16 protein-coding genes are annotated in these 18067 nt (G+C 71.2%); 10 read left to right on the forward strand and 6 right to left on the reverse strand.

The genetic code is table 11. The features are described 5' to 3' along the window. Positions 1-209: 209 nt before the first annotated feature. Entirely contained in the window at positions 210-665 is a 456-nt protein-coding gene (locus ABZX65_RS21265) for a DUF6188 family protein (protein ID WP_355342041.1), read from the forward strand. A gap of 164 nt (positions 666-829) precedes the next feature. Here the strand turns inward: ABZX65_RS21265 and ABZX65_RS21270 are convergent, their stop codons facing one another. Further along, on the reverse strand, positions 830-1555 hold the full coding sequence (locus ABZX65_RS21270) for a HEAT repeat domain-containing protein (RefSeq protein ID WP_355342044.1): 726 nt from the start codon (positions 1553-1555) through the stop codon (positions 830-832). Positions 1556-1851: 296 nt separating this feature from the next. Between ABZX65_RS21270 and ABZX65_RS21275 the strand changes: the two genes are divergently transcribed. The 3 genes from ABZX65_RS21275 to ABZX65_RS21285 all read left to right on the forward strand — a co-directional run bounded on the left by ABZX65_RS21275 (position 1852) and on the right by ABZX65_RS21285 (position 3408). Further along, positions 1852-2328 (forward strand): helix-turn-helix transcriptional regulator, encoded by a 477-nt coding sequence (locus tag ABZX65_RS21275; protein WP_355342047.1) that lies wholly within the window; start codon positions 1852-1854, stop codon positions 2326-2328. Further along, positions 2325-2930 carry a hypothetical protein gene (locus ABZX65_RS21280; RefSeq protein ID WP_355342050.1) on the forward strand — a complete coding sequence of 202 codons (606 nt, stop codon included), beginning with the start codon at positions 2325-2327 and terminating at the stop codon, positions 2928-2930. The genes ABZX65_RS21275 and ABZX65_RS21280 overlap by 4 nt, the downstream gene beginning before the upstream one ends. 124 nt (positions 2931-3054) lie before the next feature. Further along, positions 3055-3408, forward strand: coding sequence for a DUF2516 family protein (locus ABZX65_RS21285; RefSeq protein ID WP_355342053.1), 354 nt, complete (start codon positions 3055-3057; stop codon positions 3406-3408). Positions 3409-3507: 99 nt separating this feature from the next. On the opposite strand, the gene ABZX65_RS21290 is transcribed toward ABZX65_RS21285, so the two are convergent. The 3 genes from ABZX65_RS21290 to ABZX65_RS21300 form a co-directional block, all read right to left on the reverse strand. Beyond that, positions 3508-4968 (reverse strand): fused response regulator/phosphatase, encoded by a 1461-nt coding sequence (locus ABZX65_RS21290; protein WP_355342056.1) that lies wholly within the window; start codon positions 4966-4968, stop codon positions 3508-3510. Positions 4969-5282: 314 nt separating this feature from the next. Continuing rightward, positions 5283-6335 (reverse strand): C40 family peptidase, encoded by a 1053-nt coding sequence (locus ABZX65_RS21295; RefSeq protein WP_355342059.1) that lies wholly within the window; start codon positions 6333-6335, stop codon positions 5283-5285. Positions 6336-6474: 139 nt separating this feature from the next. Next, the gene (locus ABZX65_RS21300) at positions 6475-7263 is read right to left on the reverse strand and encodes a class I SAM-dependent methyltransferase (protein ID WP_355342062.1); all 789 of its coding nucleotides are present in this window, start codon (positions 7261-7263) and stop codon (positions 6475-6477) included. Between the two features lie 1012 nt (positions 7264-8275). Here ABZX65_RS21300 and mshA point away from each other — a divergent pair. The 3 genes from mshA to ABZX65_RS21315 all read left to right on the forward strand — a co-directional run bounded on the left by mshA (position 8276) and on the right by ABZX65_RS21315 (position 11997). Continuing rightward, on the forward strand, positions 8276-9571 hold the full coding sequence (mshA, locus tag ABZX65_RS21305; RefSeq protein ID WP_355342352.1) for a D-inositol-3-phosphate glycosyltransferase: 1296 nt from the start codon (positions 8276-8278) through the stop codon (positions 9569-9571). Next, complete coding sequence (locus ABZX65_RS21310) at positions 9564-10154, forward strand: YbjN domain-containing protein (protein ID WP_355342065.1); 591 nt, start codon at positions 9564-9566, stop codon at positions 10152-10154. The genes mshA and ABZX65_RS21310 overlap by 8 nt, the downstream gene beginning before the upstream one ends. Positions 10155-10275: 121 nt before the next feature. Beyond that, on the forward strand, positions 10276-11997 hold the full coding sequence (locus ABZX65_RS21315; RefSeq protein ID WP_355342068.1) for a glycosyl hydrolase family 28-related protein: 1722 nt from the start codon (positions 10276-10278) through the stop codon (positions 11995-11997). A 79-nt stretch (positions 11998-12076) separates the two neighbouring features. On the opposite strand, the gene ABZX65_RS21320 is transcribed toward ABZX65_RS21315, so the two are convergent. Beyond that, positions 12077-13489 (reverse strand): MFS transporter, encoded by a 1413-nt coding sequence (locus ABZX65_RS21320; RefSeq protein WP_355342071.1) that lies wholly within the window; start codon positions 13487-13489, stop codon positions 12077-12079. A gap of 92 nt (positions 13490-13581) precedes the next feature. Between ABZX65_RS21320 and ABZX65_RS21325 the strand changes: the two genes are divergently transcribed. Next, positions 13582-14340 (forward strand): phosphoglyceromutase, encoded by a 759-nt coding sequence (locus ABZX65_RS21325; protein ID WP_355342074.1) that lies wholly within the window; start codon positions 13582-13584, stop codon positions 14338-14340. 709 nt (positions 14341-15049) lie between these two features. Here ABZX65_RS21325 and phoU read toward each other — a convergent pair. Then, on the reverse strand, positions 15050-15733 hold the full coding sequence (phoU, locus tag ABZX65_RS21330) for a phosphate signaling complex protein PhoU (RefSeq protein WP_355342077.1): 684 nt from the start codon (positions 15731-15733) through the stop codon (positions 15050-15052). Positions 15734-15915: 182 nt separating this feature from the next. Here phoU and ABZX65_RS21335 point away from each other — a divergent pair, with 182 nt between their 5' ends. Both ABZX65_RS21335 and ABZX65_RS21340 read left to right on the forward strand, forming a co-directional pair. Continuing rightward, positions 15916-17262 (forward strand): ATP-binding protein, encoded by a 1347-nt coding sequence (locus ABZX65_RS21335; protein WP_355342080.1) that lies wholly within the window; start codon positions 15916-15918, stop codon positions 17260-17262. Next, the gene (locus ABZX65_RS21340; RefSeq protein WP_093716893.1) at positions 17259-17939 is read left to right on the forward strand and encodes a response regulator transcription factor; all 681 of its coding nucleotides are present in this window, start codon (positions 17259-17261) and stop codon (positions 17937-17939) included. Before ABZX65_RS21335 ends, ABZX65_RS21340 begins: the two co-directional genes overlap by 4 nt. Positions 17940-18067 lie beyond the last annotated feature (128 nt).

Below are 18067 nucleotides of genomic sequence, written 5' to 3' on the forward strand. Positions count from 1 at the left end.
GTTCTCAAAGCTCCTGTGGGAGTGCATCCCGCGAGACTACGTGCCGCACACATCTGCCCCGTCCTATCCGAGCTGTCTCTGGATTTTGGGCTGAGCTGCTGATTCGCCAAGTGGATCTAGAACACACCTCGCCGAATTCTCAACAGACGTGGCTTCGGCAGGATCCCTGATGACCGTTCGCCCTAGGCTGGACCGTGCACCATGGTGGGGTGACGAATGCCGAAGCAGAGCCGGTCGAACACGATGACCGGTGGATCTTGAATCTCCGAGGGTGGGGCGTTGCTGGGATCACTGTCGACTACCGCCTCACGCTGGTCCTCGACGAAGGTTGGGAAGTCGTACTCGAAACGCCTGCTCGGCTCTCATCCGGGCCGGCCCACACCAATCCTGGCGTGCTTCTGGTGCCGGAGACTCAGGACGTGGCCGCAGCCCTCTCGCTCTTCGGGACGAAGGTCGTCTCTGCGGTCGCCTTCAAGTCCGGCACGCTTCGAATGGTGTTCGAGAATGGCACGCATCTGACGTGTCCAACCGATGCGGCGTTCGAGGCGTGGCAGATCACAGGCCCTGGAGGATGGCGGTTCGTGTCCCTGCCGGGAGGCGACCTCGGCGTTTGGCCCGCCTCCGCAGCGAAAGAGGATCCGCAAGGTCGGTCTGCAGAGCATTGAGAATCTGCCAGCTGGAGTACGACGGGACAACATCGCACTCGACATGTGCGACTTTTCATGATATTGGGCAGGTAGTTGAGGGGTGACCTGGGCAGCAGGATTCTAGTTTTCGCTGTAGTTGGCATGGAATGGTCGAGTTAGTTGGCACGTCCGCCCCGGCGTCCTCAGAGGTCCTCCGCACCGATCCAGCAGATCGTCGCGACCAGATGGGCAGCCTTGTCAGTGGCATCGGCAGCGAGCAGAGCCCAATCCCGGCATTCGGAGACGATCTGCGGCCATGGCTTCTGTCGGTCGACATCCCAGTCGATGCTTGGCCCCCCACCGCCGAAAGCCCCTCCGCCGTCCCTGACCTGCCAGACCTGGAAGTAGAGCACTGCCTGGCCATGGGCAGCGAGATCGTCGACGACTTCGGCAAGGCACGCTGTCGGCCACGCTGGATCCAAGTGCTCCACGTGGCGACGCAGTCCGGCGGCGGCGGGCGGAAGGACGACACTGCGTGCATCGAGCTCGGCGAGTGCCCGGCGCAGTCCCACCCCCTCACTGTGATCGGGGGCTTCACCGCCTCGCCGGAAGTTCTCGTATGCCTGCCGCAGATCCGGCACCGCGCGGTGGATCCCGAGCTCGGCCAGGGCCTCGGCTGCCCACTGGCGGACCACCGTGTTGTCACTTCTCAGCATGCGGACGAGAGCGTCTCCCGGACGCGGATCTCCCAGCGCGGAGAAGACCTCGATGGCACACAGTTGCCCGAACGAACTCAGACCGGGCGCCGCCTCGATCAGCCGATCCAGCACCTGCGGGCCCATGGCGGTCAGCCCATGCTGGGCGTCCTCGGCCACCTCGCTCGAATCCGCATCCAGCTCACCCACCAGCCGAGCGATCACACTCTCCATGGTGACAAGTCTGACCTGCGGGCATCGGCCGAAGCTACGGAAATATCGTGCCGCTGCACGACCACCTCGCGTGCAACCCGCCGAACCTCACGCAAACCCGCCATACGGACGCATAACGACCGAGCTGATCATGCACGCCAACCATCTCGAAAAGTCGCAACATGCAGGCAGGACCCCAGCCGGAGGTGACAGTTGCCGCGACCAAGTGACAACTACCTCGACCAATCACAGCTGGGAGGGTCACTTTTGCAAGCGGTGTGCTTGCAAAAGTTAGCGGGGTGGGGGAAGGTGGAGGCATGGCTTCGCTGAAGGTGGGCAACGTCGGGGAGTACCTGCGGGAGCAGCGGCGGGGGGCGCGGCTCAGCCTGCGGCAGTTGGCGGAGGCGGCCGGTGTGTCGAATCCGTATCTGAGCCAGATCGAGCGCGGGCTGCGGAAGCCTAGTGCGGAGATCCTGCAGCAGTTGGCGAAGGCGTTGCGGATCTCGGCGGAGACGCTCTACGTGCAGGCGGGGATGCTCGACGCGCGGGAGCGGGACGAGCTGGAGGTGCCGGCGGTGATCATGTCGGACCCGTCGATCGACGAGCGGCAGAAGCAGGTGCTCATCCAGATCTACGAGTCCTTCAGGAAAGAGAACGCCGCCGCGGAATCGGCCGCCAAGGCCGAGGAAGCCGCACGACAGGCCGAAGAAGAACAGAAGAACGCCGAAGAAGAGCGGAAGAACGTGGAGGCGGATTCGTCTCCGACACTCGTACGGGAGGAATCCGAGAAATGACCATCACCGACGACATCGTCAAGAGCCTGCGCAACCCGACCCCGCTGTACGCGGTCGCGGGCACGGCGGACCTCGCCGCGGCGAAGCTCCGCGAGGTGCCCGCGCTGCTGGAGAAGCTGAAGGACCAGGCGCCCGAGCGGATCGAGAAGATCCGCGGCACCGACCCCAAGGACGTGCAGCAGCGGGTCACCGCGCAGGCCAAGGACGCGTCGACCAAGGCGCAGACGCGGCTGAACGAGACGATCAGCGGCATCGACTTGGACCTGAAGAAGATCGGCGGGTCCGTGCAGGACCTGGCGCTCCAGGGCGTGGGCCGGGCCGCCGAGTACGCGGTCAAGGCGCGCGAGACGTACGACGAGCTGGCCGAGCGCGGCAAGGGCGCGGTCGCTCAGTGGCGCGGCGGCGCGGCCGACGAAATCATGGAGATCCCGCCGGCCGTGAAGCTCGCGGACATCCCGGCCGACGAGCCGCTGACCGAGTCGATCGGCGACCGGCTGGCCGCGAAGCCCGCCGACACGTCCGGCGACAAGCCGGCCGCCCGCAAGACCACGCCCCGCAAGCCGAGTGGCGCGAAGAAGGCGACCGACAAGTCCGCGGAGTGAGGCGAGGGCCGGGCACGCTTTGCGAGCCCGGCCCGTTGTTCGTGCAGGAGCCGGTACGGTTGGGCGGGCGACAAGCGGACGGTCGGCACGGTGCCGGCCGACAGCGACAAGGGCGGTGGACGGCGTGCTGATCACGGGGTTCTTCGGGGTGCTCGGCCTGGTGTCGTGGGCGCTCTTCCTCTTCGCGGCCTTCGCCTTCGTCGACGCGGCGATCCGCCGTGAGGACGCGTACCGGGCGGCGGACAAGAACACCAAGGCGTTCTGGCTGATCATCCTCGGCATCGCGGCCGTGGTGATGAAGCTGTTCTCGGTGCTGTCGTTCCTGCCGGTCATCGGCCTGGTCGCCGTGATCGTGTACATGGTGGACGTACGCCCCGCCGTACGGCAGATCACCGGACCCCGCCGTGGCGGCGGCCTGCGGCGGCGCCGCGGCGGTGGCAGCAGCAGCGACGGCCCGTACGGCCCGTACAACGGCTGACGCGTACCCACCGGCCTGTACCCCCCGGGCCGTATCCACCGGGGCCCGTACCCACCGGGCCATATATATCGGGCGGACCGGCTCCCCAGCGCACCGGCCTCAGATCCGCTTCGGCCGCTCCAGCAGCACGACCGCCACGTCGTCCGTCAGCTCCCCGCCGTTGAGCTCCCGCGCCTCCGTGAGCGTCGCGTCGAGCAGTTCCTCGCCGCGTAGGCCCTCGGCCAGCAGCCGGGCGGTCATCCGTACCATCCCGTCCTGCCCGAGCCGCTGTGTGCCCTGGCCGATCCGGCCCTCGATCAGGCCGTCGGTGTAGAGCATCAGGCTCCACTCCCCGCGCAGCCGTACCGGTATCCGCTGCCAGCGGGCGTCCGGGAGCAGGCCGAGCGCCGGGCCGCCCTCCGTGTACGGCAGCAGTTCCGGCACGCTGCCGGGAGCGCCGGGGGTCGAGAGCAGCGGCGCCGGGTGTCCGGCCAGATGCAGATCGGCGCTGCGCGCGTCCGGCGCGATGTCGACGGTGCAGAGCGTCGCGAAGATCTCGTCGTCCGACCGCTCGTGTTCGAGCACCTGCTGGAGCGTACGCAGCAGCGCGTCGCCGCCGAGCCCGGCGAAGGTCAACGCACGCCAGGCGATGCGGAGTTGGACCCCGAGGGCGGCGGCGTCCGGGCCGTGGCCGCAGACGTCGCCGATCATCGCGTGGACGGTGCCGTCGGGGGCGCGGACGGTGTCGTAGAAGTCGCCGCCGAGCAGGGCGCGGCTGCGCCCCGGGCGGTAACGCGCCGCGAAACGCAGGCTCGCGCCGTCCAGCAGCGGGGTCGGCAGCAGGCCGCGCTCCAGCCGGGAGTTCTCCTGCGCGAGCAGCCTCGTCTCGGTGAGCTGCCGGTGCGCGAGGTCGGCGCGCTTGCGCTCGACGGCGTAGCGGACGGCGCGCGTGACTGTCCCGGCGTCGACCTCGTGCCGCGCGAGGTGGTCCTGGGCGCCGACCCGTACGGCCTCCGCGGCCCGCCCGTCGTCCGCGCCGTCGGTCAGGACGAGTACGGCGGTGCCGGGCGCGAGCCGCAGCACCTGCCGCAGGCCGTCCAGCACGTCGGGCAGGTCGAGGAGGATGCAGTGCACGTCGTCGGTGAGCAGACGGCCGGCCGCGGTGAGATTACGTGCCCGCAGGATACGGATCCGCGGCCCGCCGCCCTCCTGGAACCACGGCGCGGTGAAGGCGTCCGTCGCGTCCTCGCCGATGACCAGCAGCGTGAAAATCGCGGGACCGCTGCCCGGATCCTGCCGCTGCCGGGGCAGCGAGAGGGCGCCGGACTCCGTGTACGGCGCGGTGGACGCCGGTACGGGGACGGACGCCGGTACGGCGGTGGACGGCGGTACGGGGACGGACGCCGGTACGGGGACGGACCCCGGCACGGCGACCGATGTCGGTACGGACGGCGGTACGGAAAGGGGCGAGGACCCGGCCGTGGAAGCCGTCCCCGAACCGGGTACGGCAGCGGGGCCCTCGGCCCCGCGCGTCTCGTCGGTGGCTGAGGGCCGATCGGTGCCGCGTTGGGCTGCGGACATCAAGCGACTCCTTCCCTCCCCCGAGGATCTCCGGAGACCCTAGTGGCTGGAGGCAAGGTGACGGGAGGGCAGAGAGTGAACCGTCAGCGTCATATGCGGCGGTCAGCAGGGGATTTCGCGGTGGATGTGTTGATCCGCACATGACCAAGGTCACGCGTGGCGGCCACAACCCCGCCCCCGCCGTGACCCGCATCCGGACCGCCGCCCGAATCCGGACCGCCGCCCGTACGCGTACCCGCCGCCCGTACGCGTACCCGCCCACGTATCCCTCCGCGCCCCACGTCTCCCTCCGTCCAGACACGCGCGAACCGTCATCAACCCGGTCGTACGACCCCCAGGATCGGCATCGAACCGGCCCCCGCCACCACCACGTCCCGCCCCGGGCGCGGCGCGTGGACGATCGCGCCGCCGCCGACGTAGATGCCGACGTGGCTGGCGTCGGAGAAGTAGATGACGAGGTCGCCGGGGCGCATCCGGTCCACGGGCACGTGGGGGAGGCGCGCCCACTGCTCTTGCGAGGTGCGCGGGATGGGACGGCCCGCCGCCGCCCACGCCTGGGAGGTGAGCCCGGAGCAGTCGTACGAGGACGGGCCCGCCGCGCCCCACACGTACGGCTTCCCGATCTGCCGGGTCGCGAAGGCCACGGCGCGGCGGCCCGCGGCGGAGGACGCCGTGGACGCGGCGGTGACCAGGCGTTTCGCGTCACCGGTCGCCAGCCAGTCGCTCTGCGCGCGGTACGCCGCCTCGTCCTCGAGCCGCGCGAGCCGGACGCGCTCCTGTTCCTTGAGCGTGGCCAGCAGCGCGGTGGCCTCGGCGAGCCTGGCCCGTACGCGCTGCCGCGCCCCCGCCGCCGTCCGCTGCGCGTCGACCAGTTGCTGCCACCGCTCGGTGGCGGCGTGCGCGTAGCCGTCCAGCTTCCCGCGCGTGTCGGCCAGCGCGTCGATCGTGGCGCTCGCCGCGCGGGCGCCGCGGGCGGCGAGTCCCGCGTCCGACAGGAAGGTGTCGGGGTCCCCCGACATCGCCAGCCGCAGCGTGTCCGGCACCCCGCCGGCCCGGTACTGCGCGCGGGCCAGCGCCCCCGCCTGCGCGGTGAGCGTGCGCAGGCGTGTCTGCGTACGGTCGATGGCCACCGCCAGCGCCACCAGGTCGTGCTGCTGGGCCCGTACGCGTTCCCCGGCCGCGTTGTACGCGTCCGTCGCCGCCTCCGCCTGCCGGTACAGAGCGTCCACCTCGGCTCTGACCTGGGCCAAGGTGCGCGGGGGTGCGGCCTGCGCCGGGGCCGTGGCCGTGGCGGTGGTCAGCGCGACCGTGGCGGTGAGCGCCATGAGCGCCGCCGCGCAGGCGCCGCTTCGGATTCCGCGGGTCATCCGAGCCTCCCTCACGTCACGGGCGCGGTGGCTGTTCGCGCGGCTGCTCGCGCCGCTGAACGCAGGGTTTATCTGACGGGCCGTCACATCTTGGCGGATGGTGGCACGGCGAGCCGTAAAGGGGAAGGGCGAGAGGGCGTTACGCGTGCGGGGCGAGGGCGGGCCAGGCGACCGTGACCTCGCCCTGGCGCCACCGGGCGGGGCCGTCCACGAGCGGCCAGCCGTCCGCGCGCAGCGAGGTGACGGCGCGGATCCAGCGCTGGCGCGCGCCCAGGGCGGACAGGGGAGCGGCCGAGGCCCAGGCCCGGTCGAAGGCGGTGAGGAACGCGTGCACGGGTTCGCCGGGCACATTCCGGTGGATCAGCGCCTTCGGGAGGCGTTCGGCCAGGTCGGAGGGGCGGTCGAGGGAGCCGAGGCGGGTGGCGAAGGTGACGCTTCGGGGGCCTTCGGGGCCGAGCGCCACCCAGACGTGGCGGCGGCCGATCTCGTCGCAGGTGCCTTCCACGAGGAGGCCGCCGGGGGCGAGCCGGCCGCGCAGCCGGGTCCATACGGCGGCGACCTCGCTTTCGTCGTACTGGCGCAGGACGTTCGCCGCCCTGATCAGGACGGGGCGGCTTCCGTGGGGGAGGGGGACTTCGAAGCCGCCGTGTATGAAGCTCAGGTTGTCGCGCTCGTACGGTTTCGCTGCCGCGACGCGGGCCGGGTCGATCTCGACGCCGACGACCTGGACGTCTTCTCTTACCGCCTGGAGGCGGCTCAGGAGTTCCACCGCTGTCCAGGGGGCGGCGCCGTATCCGAGGTCGACGACGACGGGGTGGTCGGCTCGCCGCAGTTCCGCTTCCAGCGCGGTGGCGATCCACCGGTCCATCCGGCGCAGCCGGTTGGGCCCGGTGGTTCCTCTGGTCACCACCCCCACCATGCCGCGCATTCCTCGACTCTAGTCTTTCCCGCCCGCCCACCCGTGCGGGTGTTTTCTTCGTCTGCGGGTGCCGCTTGTGCCTGGTCGGTGCCGGTCCGGGGTACCTCCTCGAAATCCGTACCACCTGGCCTTTGCGAATCCGGTACCCGGCCGTCAACGTATTTCTGCGGGGGCACCCCGGCCCGTCCCCTCCCGGTACGTCGGCGTCCGCCTGTCCGGTGGGGGTGCCGGGGGAGGGGGGTCTTTCGGCGAGCCGCCCCGCGTCACCGCCCGGCCCCGGGGGTGCCCTCCAGCTAGTCCGCCGACCCCGCCCGCCCATGCCCTGACTCGCCGCCCCCACGGGTGGGCCACCGCCGCCAGGCTTACCTGCGCCCGCCCTCCTCCCGGCCCACCACGAGCGGGCGACCGCTGAGGTGCCCACCCTCCCCCTCCTCCCGCCCGGCTGGACGGTCGGGGGCGCAGGGCCTGGGCCCCCGCCCACCCCCTTCCGCCACCCCCTCCGACCGTCGGGCGCCGGCGGGCTCGCCCCACCCACCCCCCTTCGCCCACCCACCCCCTCCTCACGCCCCGGGTGGACGGTCGGTCGCGCAGGGGCCGCACCCCCTGCCACCCCTCCCTCCTCAGCCACAGCGGACAGGCGGGCGCCGGCGGACCGGAGGGGTCGGTGCGGGGTGCCCCCGCAGGGGGACGAACGGGCAGGGGCAGAAGCAGGCGCAGGTGGCCGCAGGTTCGTCGCCCGAGGAGGTGCCCCGGGCCGGGACCGACCAGGCACGGGCGGCACCCGCAGACGAAGAAAGCACCCGCACGGGTGGGCGGGCGGGCAAAAAAGACAAAAAGACCAAGACACCACCCACCCCCCAAGGTCACGCTTCGGCAACAAGGAAATGGAACCGCCAGTTCCGGCGTTCCCCATGGTTGAACGCGGGGGTACGGCCTTCGGAAGGAACGCATGGTGACCCAGCAGACGTCGTCCCGGCTCGCCGCGCTGCGCGGTGCGCAGAAGCACAAGCACGCGCTGGGGATGAGGGGTCGCCGCACCGGAGGCCGCCGCGTACGCCGAGTCGCGATGCTGAGCGTGCACACGTCACCGCTGCACCAGCCGGGCACCGGCGACGCGGGCGGCATGAACGTCTACATCGTGGAGCTGGCCAAGCGCCTCGCCGACCTGAACGTGGAGGTCGAGATCTTCACGCGGGCCACCACGGGGGCGCTGCCCCCGGCGGTCGAGCTGGCCCCCGGTGTGCTGGTGCGGCACGTGGACGCGGGCCCGTACGAGGGCCTGGCCAAGGAAGAGCTGCCCGCGCAGCTCTGCGCGTTCACGCACGGGGTGATGCAGGCGTGGGCGGGCCACCGCCCGGGTTACTACGACCTGGTCCACTCGCACTACTGGCTCTCGGGCCACGTCGGCTGGCTGGCGGCGCAGCGCTGGGGCGTGCCGCTGGTGCACGCCATGCACACCATGGCCAAGGTCAAGAACGCGGCGCTGGCCGAGGACGACTGTCCCGAGCCCGCCGCGCGGGTGATCGGCGAGACGCAGGTCGTGGCGGCGGCCGACCGCCTGATCGCCAACACCGCCGAGGAAGCAGACGAGTTGGTGCGGTACTACGAGGCGACCGCCTCGAAGGTCGCGGTCGTGCACCCCGGCGTGAATCTGGACCGCTTCCGCCCGGAGCCGGGCCGCGCGGCGGCCCGTCGGCGCCTCGGGCTCCCGCAGGACGCGGTGATCCCGCTCTTCGCGGGCCGGATACAGCCCCTGAAGGCCCCCGACGTGCTGATCCGCGCCGTCGCGGTGCTGCTGGACGAGGACCCGACGCTGCGCGACCGCCTCCTCGTGCCGATCGTCGGCGGCCCCAGCGGCAGCGGTCTGGCCAAGCCGGAGGCGCTGCACAAGCTGGCCGCGCGGCTCGGCGTGTCCGACGTCGTACGGTTCCAGCCGCCGGTGGACCAGGAGCGGCTCGCGGACTGGTACCGGGCGGCGACCGTCCTGGTCATGCCGTCGTACAACGAGTCCTTCGGGCTGGTCGCGATAGAGGCGCAGGCGTGCGGTACGCCGGTGATCGCGGCGGAGGTCGGCGGGCTGCCGGTCGCGGTGGCGGACGACCGCACCGGCTTCCTCGTACCGGGGCACGACCCCCGGGACTACGCGCGGGTGCTGCGCCGTTTCATCGACAACCCGGCGCTCGGCGACTCGCTGGGCGCGGCGGCGGCCCGGCACGCGCGGGAGTTCGGCTGGGGGAAGGCCGCGGCCGACACCACCGAGGTGTACGCGGCTGCGCAGGCCGAACACCGCCGTCACCTACGATCGGCGCATGGCTGAGGAGACCCCGGTGGACGTCAACGGTGACACCGACGACGGAGCCCATGACGGTGCCCATGGCGGCGTGGCCCCCGACGCCCCGCGCGGCGACCTCCGGGCGCGAGCCGTCCGCGCGCTCGAACAGGCCCTGCGCGAAGCCGACTTGCCGTGGGAGTCGCCGCGCCCGGACACGTATGTCACCCAACTGCCGGGCACCCGCAAGCTCTCCACCACCTGCTCCTTCCTGGTCGGCGCCCACACCCTGTCGCTGAACGCCTTCGTCGTCCGCCACCCCGACGAGAATCAGGAAGCCTTCTACCGCTGGCTTCTGGAGCGCAACCTTCGCCTGTACGGGGTGAGTTACGCCATCGACCGGCTCGGTGACGTCTACCTCAACGGCCGCCTCCCGCTGGCCGCCGTCACGCCGGAGGAGGTCGACCGGCTGCTCGGCGCGGTCGTGGAGAACGCGGACGGCTCCTTCAACACGCTGCTGGAGCTGGGGTTCGCCACCTCCATCCGCAAGGAGTACGCGTGGCGGGTGTCGCGCGGCGAGTCCACCAGGAACCTGGACGCGTTCACTCACCTGACCGAAGGTCAGTCCTAAGAATCACCGCACGACCCCTTCCCCTTGGTCCGTACCACATGACACCCTCACGTCAGTCGTAGATCTGAACCACGTTCAGATACGTGATAGCGGCCTACGTGTGAAGGGTGGAAGCATGGCGATGAGCCGCAGGAAGCTGCTGACCGCGAGCGTCCAGGTCACCTCGGCGGCGGCAGCCGCGACGGCGCTCGGCGGCGCGCCGTTCGGCGGTACGGCGTTCGGCGGTACGGCGAAGGCCGCCGACGCGGCCGTCGACCCGTCCGGGCAGAGGGGCCGCCAACCCCTCGCCCTCTGGCGGGAGTTCACCGCGACCCCGTACACCCACCCGCAGATCCCGTACGTCGCCCGCGCCGGTTACGACGGCGGCTCCCGCCGCTTCCGCCGCCACCCCGTCCGTGCGAACGTCCTGCGCTACGGCGCCAAGGCGGACGGCTCGGCCGACGCGGCCCCCGCCATCAACCGCGCCCTGCGCGAGGTCGGCCGGGCGGGCGGCGGCACCGTCCACCTCCCGCCGGGCACGTACCGCATCGATGACGTCATCCGGCTCGGCTGGAGCAACACCACCCTGCGCGGCGCGGGCAGCGGACGCACCGTGCTGTACGCGACCAGGTCGCTGACCGACCTCATCGGCCCGTACGGCAGCCGGTACGGCGGCGACAAGTCGTCGTGGTCCTGGGCGGGCGGCCTGGTCTGGATGTGCCCGGCCGACCGCTACGCCTCCCTGACCGACGCGATCCGCGCCAAGGACTGGCCGTTCGAGGGCTGGACCGGCAACAGGCGCGACCAGTGGCGGACGCTCGCGACCGTCACCGAGGAGGCCGCTCAGGGCAGTTGGAGCGTCACCGTCGACAGCGCCAGCCAACTGCGGCCCGGCGCACGCGTGTTGCTGCAATACGCCGACGACCCCGCGCACGGCCTGCTCGACCACATGGCGGGCGACGTCGACGGCGCGGCCACGTACGACTGGTCCGACAAGAGCAAGCTGCTCTCGTACGTCCCCTACGAATGGCCGGCCCTGATCACCGAAGTCCGGGGACGGCGCGTCACCTTCGACCGGCCGCTGCCGCTGGACACCCGGCTGCTGTGGCGGCCGAGGATCACCACGATGGTCGAGCCGCTGGTCAACTCCGGTGTGGAGGGCCTGACCATCCAAATGACGCCCACACCGCAGTCGCCGCATCTGCTCGACAAGGGGTACAACGGGCTGGTCGCGCAGTGCACTTGGGACTGCTGGGTGGACGACGTGCACGCCGTCGACGTCGACAACGGCTTCCTGATGGTCGCGGCGAAGGCCACCACCTTCCGCCGTACCCGCGTCTCGGGGCGCGGCAGCCACCACCCGTACGCCTGCCGTGAGGGCTCGCACGACAACCTCGTCGAGGACTTCGCGATCGACCGGCGCACCGTGCCCGCCCCGTCCGGTACGCAGCTCCACGGCATCAACGCCGAGGGCCTGTCGTCGTACAACGTCTGGTCGCGCGGCCGGATGGAGATGGGCACCTTCGACACCCACCGCGGCCTGCCGTTCGCCTGCGTCCGTACCGACATCACCGTCTCCAACGACGGTCAGCACGGCGGCGACGCCTCCGCCGGACCGCTGTACGGCGCCCGCTTCACCCACTGGAACGTCACCGTCACCAACGGCCGCGCGGGCTGCGTCAAGATCGACGACATCGCGCCCTACAGCGCGACCGTCGGCATCTCCACGGTGACCCCCTTCGGCCAGATCGACGTCCCCGACTTCACGGGCCCGCTGCACTCGCGCCTGGAGTCCTACGGCACTCCGGGGATCGACCCGCCGAACCTCTACGAGGCGCAGCGCGCTCTGCGGCTCCGCCGCTGACCGGGGCTTCCGGTCGAGCGCCTTCGTGGCCCTGTCGGCGTCCCGGCTGGTGTCCCGGTCGGCGAACGGCCCGCGGCGCTCAGCCGCCGACCTGTTCCGGGGCGTCGCGGGGAGCCGGGGCCTGGGCCTCGACTCCGGCCGCCACAGGGGCGGTGGGGAGGACCGGGGCGGCCGGACGGCCGCGCAGCAGCAGGTAGTAACCGGCGCCCGCGAGCGTGCCGAGGACGGCGCAGCCCAGCCAGACGGTGGTGCGGCCGAGCTGGTCGAGGGTGACGCCGCCGACCAGGGGACCGGCGAAGGCCGCGGCGGACCAGGACAGGGTGTACATGCCCTGGTAGCGGCCGCGGGCGGTGGCCGGGGCGAGGTCGGCGACCACCGACATCGAGGCGGGGGCGTGCACGATCTCGCCGAGGGTCCATACGACGACGGTCAGCGAGTAGAGGGCGACCGAGCCCGCGAGGACGGTCAGGCCGAAGCCCCAGGCCATCAGCAGCGAACCGACGCCCAGCAGCGCCGCGTTGCCGTACCGCCGCACCAGCCGGGTGACGGGGATCTGGAGCAGCACGATCACCAGGCCGTTGATGGCGATGACGACACCGAACTGGCGGGCGGACAGGCCGTGCGCGCCCATGTCGACGGCGAGCGTGGAGTTGGCCTGGTTCATCACCGAGCCGAGCAGGAAGGTCAGGCCGACCAGGGCCATGAAGCGCTGGTCGCGCAGGACGTCGGAGAGCCGGATGTCGGTGGAGTCCGCAGCGCGCCGCGAAGTCGCCTTACGGGGACGGGATTTCGCCGTCGTCCCGCTCGCCGTCGTCCCACTCCCAGCCTTCCCGCTCACCGCCTTCCCGTTCACCGTCCTCCCGTCCACCGTCCTCCCGTCCACGTACGTCACCTTCGCCGTCACCGGCAGCGTCTCCTGCGCCTTGACGTACACGACCACCGCGCACAGCACGGTCGTCAACGCGTCGCCGACGAACAGCCACACGTATCCCTCGGAGGCGATGAAGCCCGCGGCGGCGGCCGAGACGCCGAAGCCGATGTTGATCGCCCAGTAGTTGAGGGAGAAGGCGCGCACCCGGTCCTTCGGGGGTACGAGGTCGGCGATCATCGCGGAGAGCGCGGGCCGGGAGGCGCTGCTGGTCAGGCCGACGAGGGTGGCGACGGCGGCGATGGCCAGCGGGTTGGTCACGAAGCCGAGCACCGCGGTGGTGGCGGCGGCGCCGAGCTGGGTGGCGAGCAGCGTGGGGCGGCGGCCGATCCGGTCGGCGAGGACCCCGCCGAGCACCGCGCCCCCGGCGCCGCCGAGCCCGAACAGGGCCGCGACCAGGCCCGCGTACGAGGCGGAGTAGCCGCGCTGCACGGTGAGATAGAGGGCGAGGAACGTCACGACGAAGCCGCCGAGGCGGTTCACCAGGGTGCTGGTCCACAGCCACCAGAACTGGCGGGGAAGACCGCTCACCGTCTCCCGTACCGCCCGACTGAACGCCGTCACCGCGACCCCTTTGTGTAATGACCTCTACCGGCTGGAGAATATTACAGAGGGCGGTCGGGTGGCGCCAGGGGATTTCTATTAGGCTCGGGCCCATGGCTGCTGCTCCGTACCAACTGATCCTGCTCCGCCACGGCGAGAGCGAGTGGAACGCGAAGAATCTGTTCACCGGCTGGGTGGACGTCAATCTCAACGACAAGGGTGAGAAGGAGGCGGTCCGGGGCGGCGAGCTGCTCAAGGACGCCGGTCTCCTCCCCGACGTGGTGCACACCTCCCTCCAGAAGCGCGCGATCCGCACCGCGCAGCTCTCCCTGGAGGCCGCCGACCGCCACTGGGTGCCCGTCCACCGCTCCTGGCGGCTCAACGAGCGGCACTACGGCGCGCTCCAGGGCAAGGACAAGGCGCAGACCCTCGCCGAATTCGGCGAGGAGCAGTTCATGCTGTGGCGCCGCTCGTACGACACCCCGCCGCCGCCGCTGGAGGACGGTGCCGAGTTCTCGCAGAGCGACGACGCGCGGTACGCGAGCATCCCGCCGGAGCTGCGTCCGCGCACCGAGTGCCTCAAGGACGTCGTCCTGCGCATGCTCCCGTACTGGTACGACGGCATCGTCCCCGACCTGCTCGCGGGCCGCACCGTCCTGGTCGCCGCGCACGGCAACTCCCTGCGCGCCCTGGTCAAGCACCTCGACGGCATCTCCGACGCCGACATCGCCGGCCTCAACATCCCCACCGGCATCCCCCTCTCCTACCAGCTCGACGCCTCCTTCCGCCCCCTCAACCCGGGCGGCACCTACCTCGACCCCGACGCCGCGGCAGCCGCCATCGAGGCGGTCAAGAACCAGGGCAAGAAGTAGTCCTCTCGCACCGCCACGCCCTCCGTCCGCGGGTTTTCCCGCAGACGGGGGGCGTTGTCGTTCACGGGTCGGCGGCCGAGCAGCACGTCGGCCGGCAGGACCTCGACGGAGCCTTCCGAGTCGTCACAAGGGCGGTCCGAGGGCCCGGCCGTCGTCGTTGGCCGGGCATGACGACGGCCCGCGTCCGTCAGGAAGCGCGGGCCGTCGTCCGTGTGAACGGTTGGTGCGACGGGACGGTACGGATCAGACGAGTCGGGACGGACGGGGCGTCAGCCGGTGCAGCCTCCGCACTGGCAGGCGCCGCCGGACTGACAGCCACAGCCGCACCCCGAGCCGCAGCCGCACGCGGCGACCAGCGGCAGCGGGGTCCGGAGCGGCCGCGGGGCGTGGTCGGAAGACGGCTGGTCGCGTACGGGAGTTGGCGTGACGGGGGATTCCTGCATCAGTACACCCTCCTCAGGCTTGCCTACCCACCAGTGAACTCCGCGCCGGCCGCGCCCTTCAATAGCGCACCCCCGGCGCACGAGCGCACTCCGGCCTCCCCCGAATGCCTTACGCGCCCTACGCGCGGCGACCGGCCCGCGCGCCGCGAAAGCCCTCCGTGCCGCCACCGGCCCGCGCGCCGCGAAAGACCCCCGCCCCCGCGAAAGACCTCCGCGCCGCCACCGGCCCGCGCGCCGCCCAAGCCCCCCGCCCCCGCCGGACGGCGCTACGCGCCCTCCACCGCCGACGGCGTCTGCGGCGTCATCTCGTCCGCGTGCTCACCGGTGACCAGGTAGACGACGCGCTTGGCGACCGACACGGCGTGGTCGGCGAAGCGCTCGTAGTACCGGCCGACCAGCGTCACGTCCACGGCCGTCTCGATGCCGTGCTTCCAGCGGTCGTCCAGCAGGTGCTGGAAGAGCGTGCGGTGCAGCTCGTCCATGCGGTCGTCGTCCGCTTCGAGCTGGAGCGCGTCGTCCACGTCCTTGCTGACGATGACCTCGCCGGCCTTGGCGACCAGGCGCTGCGCGAGCTGGCCCATCTCCAGGATGGTGCTGTGCAGGTCGCGCGGCACGGCCGACTCGGGGAAGCGCAGGCGGGCCAGCTTGGCCACGTGGCGGGCGAGGTCGCCGGACCGCTCCAGGTCCGCGCTCATCCGCAGCGACGTGACCACGATCCGCAGGTCGGTGGCGACCGGCTGCTGCCGGGCCAGCAGGGTGATCGCCCGGTTCTCCAGCTCCCGCTGGATCTCGTCGACCTTCTCGTCGGCGGCGATGACGCTCTCCGCGACCTTCAGGTCCGCGTCGAGCAGCGCGGTGGTGGCGCGGCCGATCGCGGAGCCGACGAGCCGGGCCATCTCGACCAGACCGTCACCGATCGAGTCCAGCTCCTCGTGATATGCGTCCCGCATCGCTTTCCTTCCGTCCGAACAGAGGTTTCTCCTCCACGCTGCCACGCTGATGGGCGTACGCGTACCGACCGCACACCCTGAGTGAACCACTCCCCACGTGAAGGTGAACTCTTGGCAACGAGCATCCGAGAGGTAGCTTCCGGGGTTGTGGATCGCTTGCGCGACCCACCTAACCTGGGGCTATGGACGTGAACGCGGCAGTCGCCGCAGCCAGTGCGATAGCCGGTCTGCTGACCGGTGTGATCGCCGTGCTCGCGTTCCGCTGGAGCGAGCGGGAACAGGCCCGCCCCACCCGTACGGCCATGCGGCCCGACAACATGACCGGCGCGCTGCCGCCGGGCGTGGACACCGTCCTCTCGGTCCTGCGGTCCTCCGCCGTCGTCCTGGACGAGGGCGACACGGTGGTCAAGGCCAGCTCGGCGGCGTACGCCCTCGGGCTGGTACGCGGCGGCCGGCTGGCCGTCGACCAGATGCTGCAGATGGCCCGCGAGACCCGGCGGGACGGCGAGATACGGCAGGTGGAACTGGACCTGCCGCGCCGCGGTGTGAGCCGCGGCGAAGGTCTCGCGGTCTCGGCGCGGGTCGCCCCGCTGGGCTCCCGGCTGGTGCTGCTGCTGGTCGAGGACCTCACCGAGGCCCGGCGGATCGAGGCGGTCCGCCGTGACTTCGTGGCGAATGTCAGCCACGAACTGAAGACCCCCGTGGGGGCGCTCTCCCTGCTGTCGGAGGCCGTCATGGACGCCTCCGACGACCCCGAGGCGGTCATCCGCTTCGCGGGCCGGATGCAGATCGAGGCCACCCGGCTGACCAGCCTGGTCCAGGAGATCATCGACCTCTCCCGGGTCCAGGACGACGACCTGCTCGACGACGCCGAGCCGGTGGCCGTGGACGACCTCGTCGCCGAGGCCGTCGACCGCTGCCGTCACCAGGCCAACACCAAACAGATCACCATGGCTACCGGAACCACCCCTGACCTGCACATATGGGGAAACCGGGGCCAGCTCGCCGCCGCCCTCGGCAATCTCGTCGAGAACGCTGTCAACTACAGTCCGGCCCGTACGCGGGTCGGCATCGCGGGGCGCAGGATCAACGCACCCGGCGGGGATCTCATTGAGATCTCCGTCACCGACCAGGGCATCGGCCTCTCCGAGAAGGACCGCGACCGGGTCTTCGAGCGTTTCTACCGGGTCGACCCGGCGCGTTCGCGGGCCACCGGCGGCACCGGGCTCGGGCTGTCCATCGTCAAACACGTGGCCGCCTCGCACGGCGGGGAGGTCACCGTGTGGAGCGCCGAGGGTCAGGGCTCCACCTTCACACTGCGGCTTCCCGAAGCCGGGATCGCCCGCGACCGCGCACTGCCGCCCGGCACCGATCCTGTGGCCGAGGCGGACGCGGACCCCGACTCCGATCCCGACTCCGACCGCGACTCCGATCTCGATTCCGACCAGGAGTCGCTGGACGAGCCGTCGGACGAACAGCTCTTCCGCTCTCTCCCCGAACACATCCCCGCCCCGGAGGTCCTTCCGTGACACGCGTACTCGTCGTCGAGGACGAAGAGTCCTTCAGCGACGCGCTGTCGTACATGCTCCGCAAGGAGGGCTTCGAGGTCGCCATATCCGCGACCGGGCCCGACGCGCTGGACGAGTTCGAGCGCAATGGCGCCGACCTGGTGCTGCTCGACCTCATGCTGCCGGGCCTGCCCGGCACCGAGGTCTGCCGCCAGCTCCGGCTGAAGTCCAATGTCCCGGTCATCATGGTGACCGCCAAGGACAGCGAGATCGACAAGGTCGTCGGCCTGGAGATAGGCGCGGACGACTATGTGACCAAGCCGTTCTCCTCGCGGGAGCTGGTCGCCCGCATCCGCGCGGTGCTCCGCCGCCGCGGCGAGCCCGAGGAGATCTCCCCGGCCGCCCTGGAGGCCGGTCCGGTCCGGATGGACGTCGACCGGCACGTGGTCACCGTCTCCGGCGGCAAGGTCGACCTCCCGCTCAAGGAGTTCGACCTGCTGGAGATGCTGCTGCGCAACGCGGGCCGCGTCCTGACCCGTATGCAGCTCATCGACCGGGTCTGGGGTGCCGACTACGTCGGTGACACCAAGACCCTCGACGTGCACGTCAAGCGGCTGCGCGCCAAGATCGAGCCCGACCCGGGCGCGCCGCGTTATCTCGTGACGGTCCGCGGCCTGGGCTACAAGTTCGAGCCGTAACCCCGGGTCCGGGCGTTGGACCCGGGCCCTGACACAGCGCGCGGACGGCAGAGCGCGTCCCGGATTCGTATACGGGAAAGGCCCGGTGGCGAGCGTGCCACCGGGCCGTTTCAGGTTGTCCGAAAACC

Source organism: Streptomyces sp. NPDC003300, from assembly GCF_040610915.1.
Taxonomy (GTDB): domain Bacteria; phylum Actinomycetota; class Actinomycetes; order Streptomycetales; family Streptomycetaceae; genus Actinacidiphila.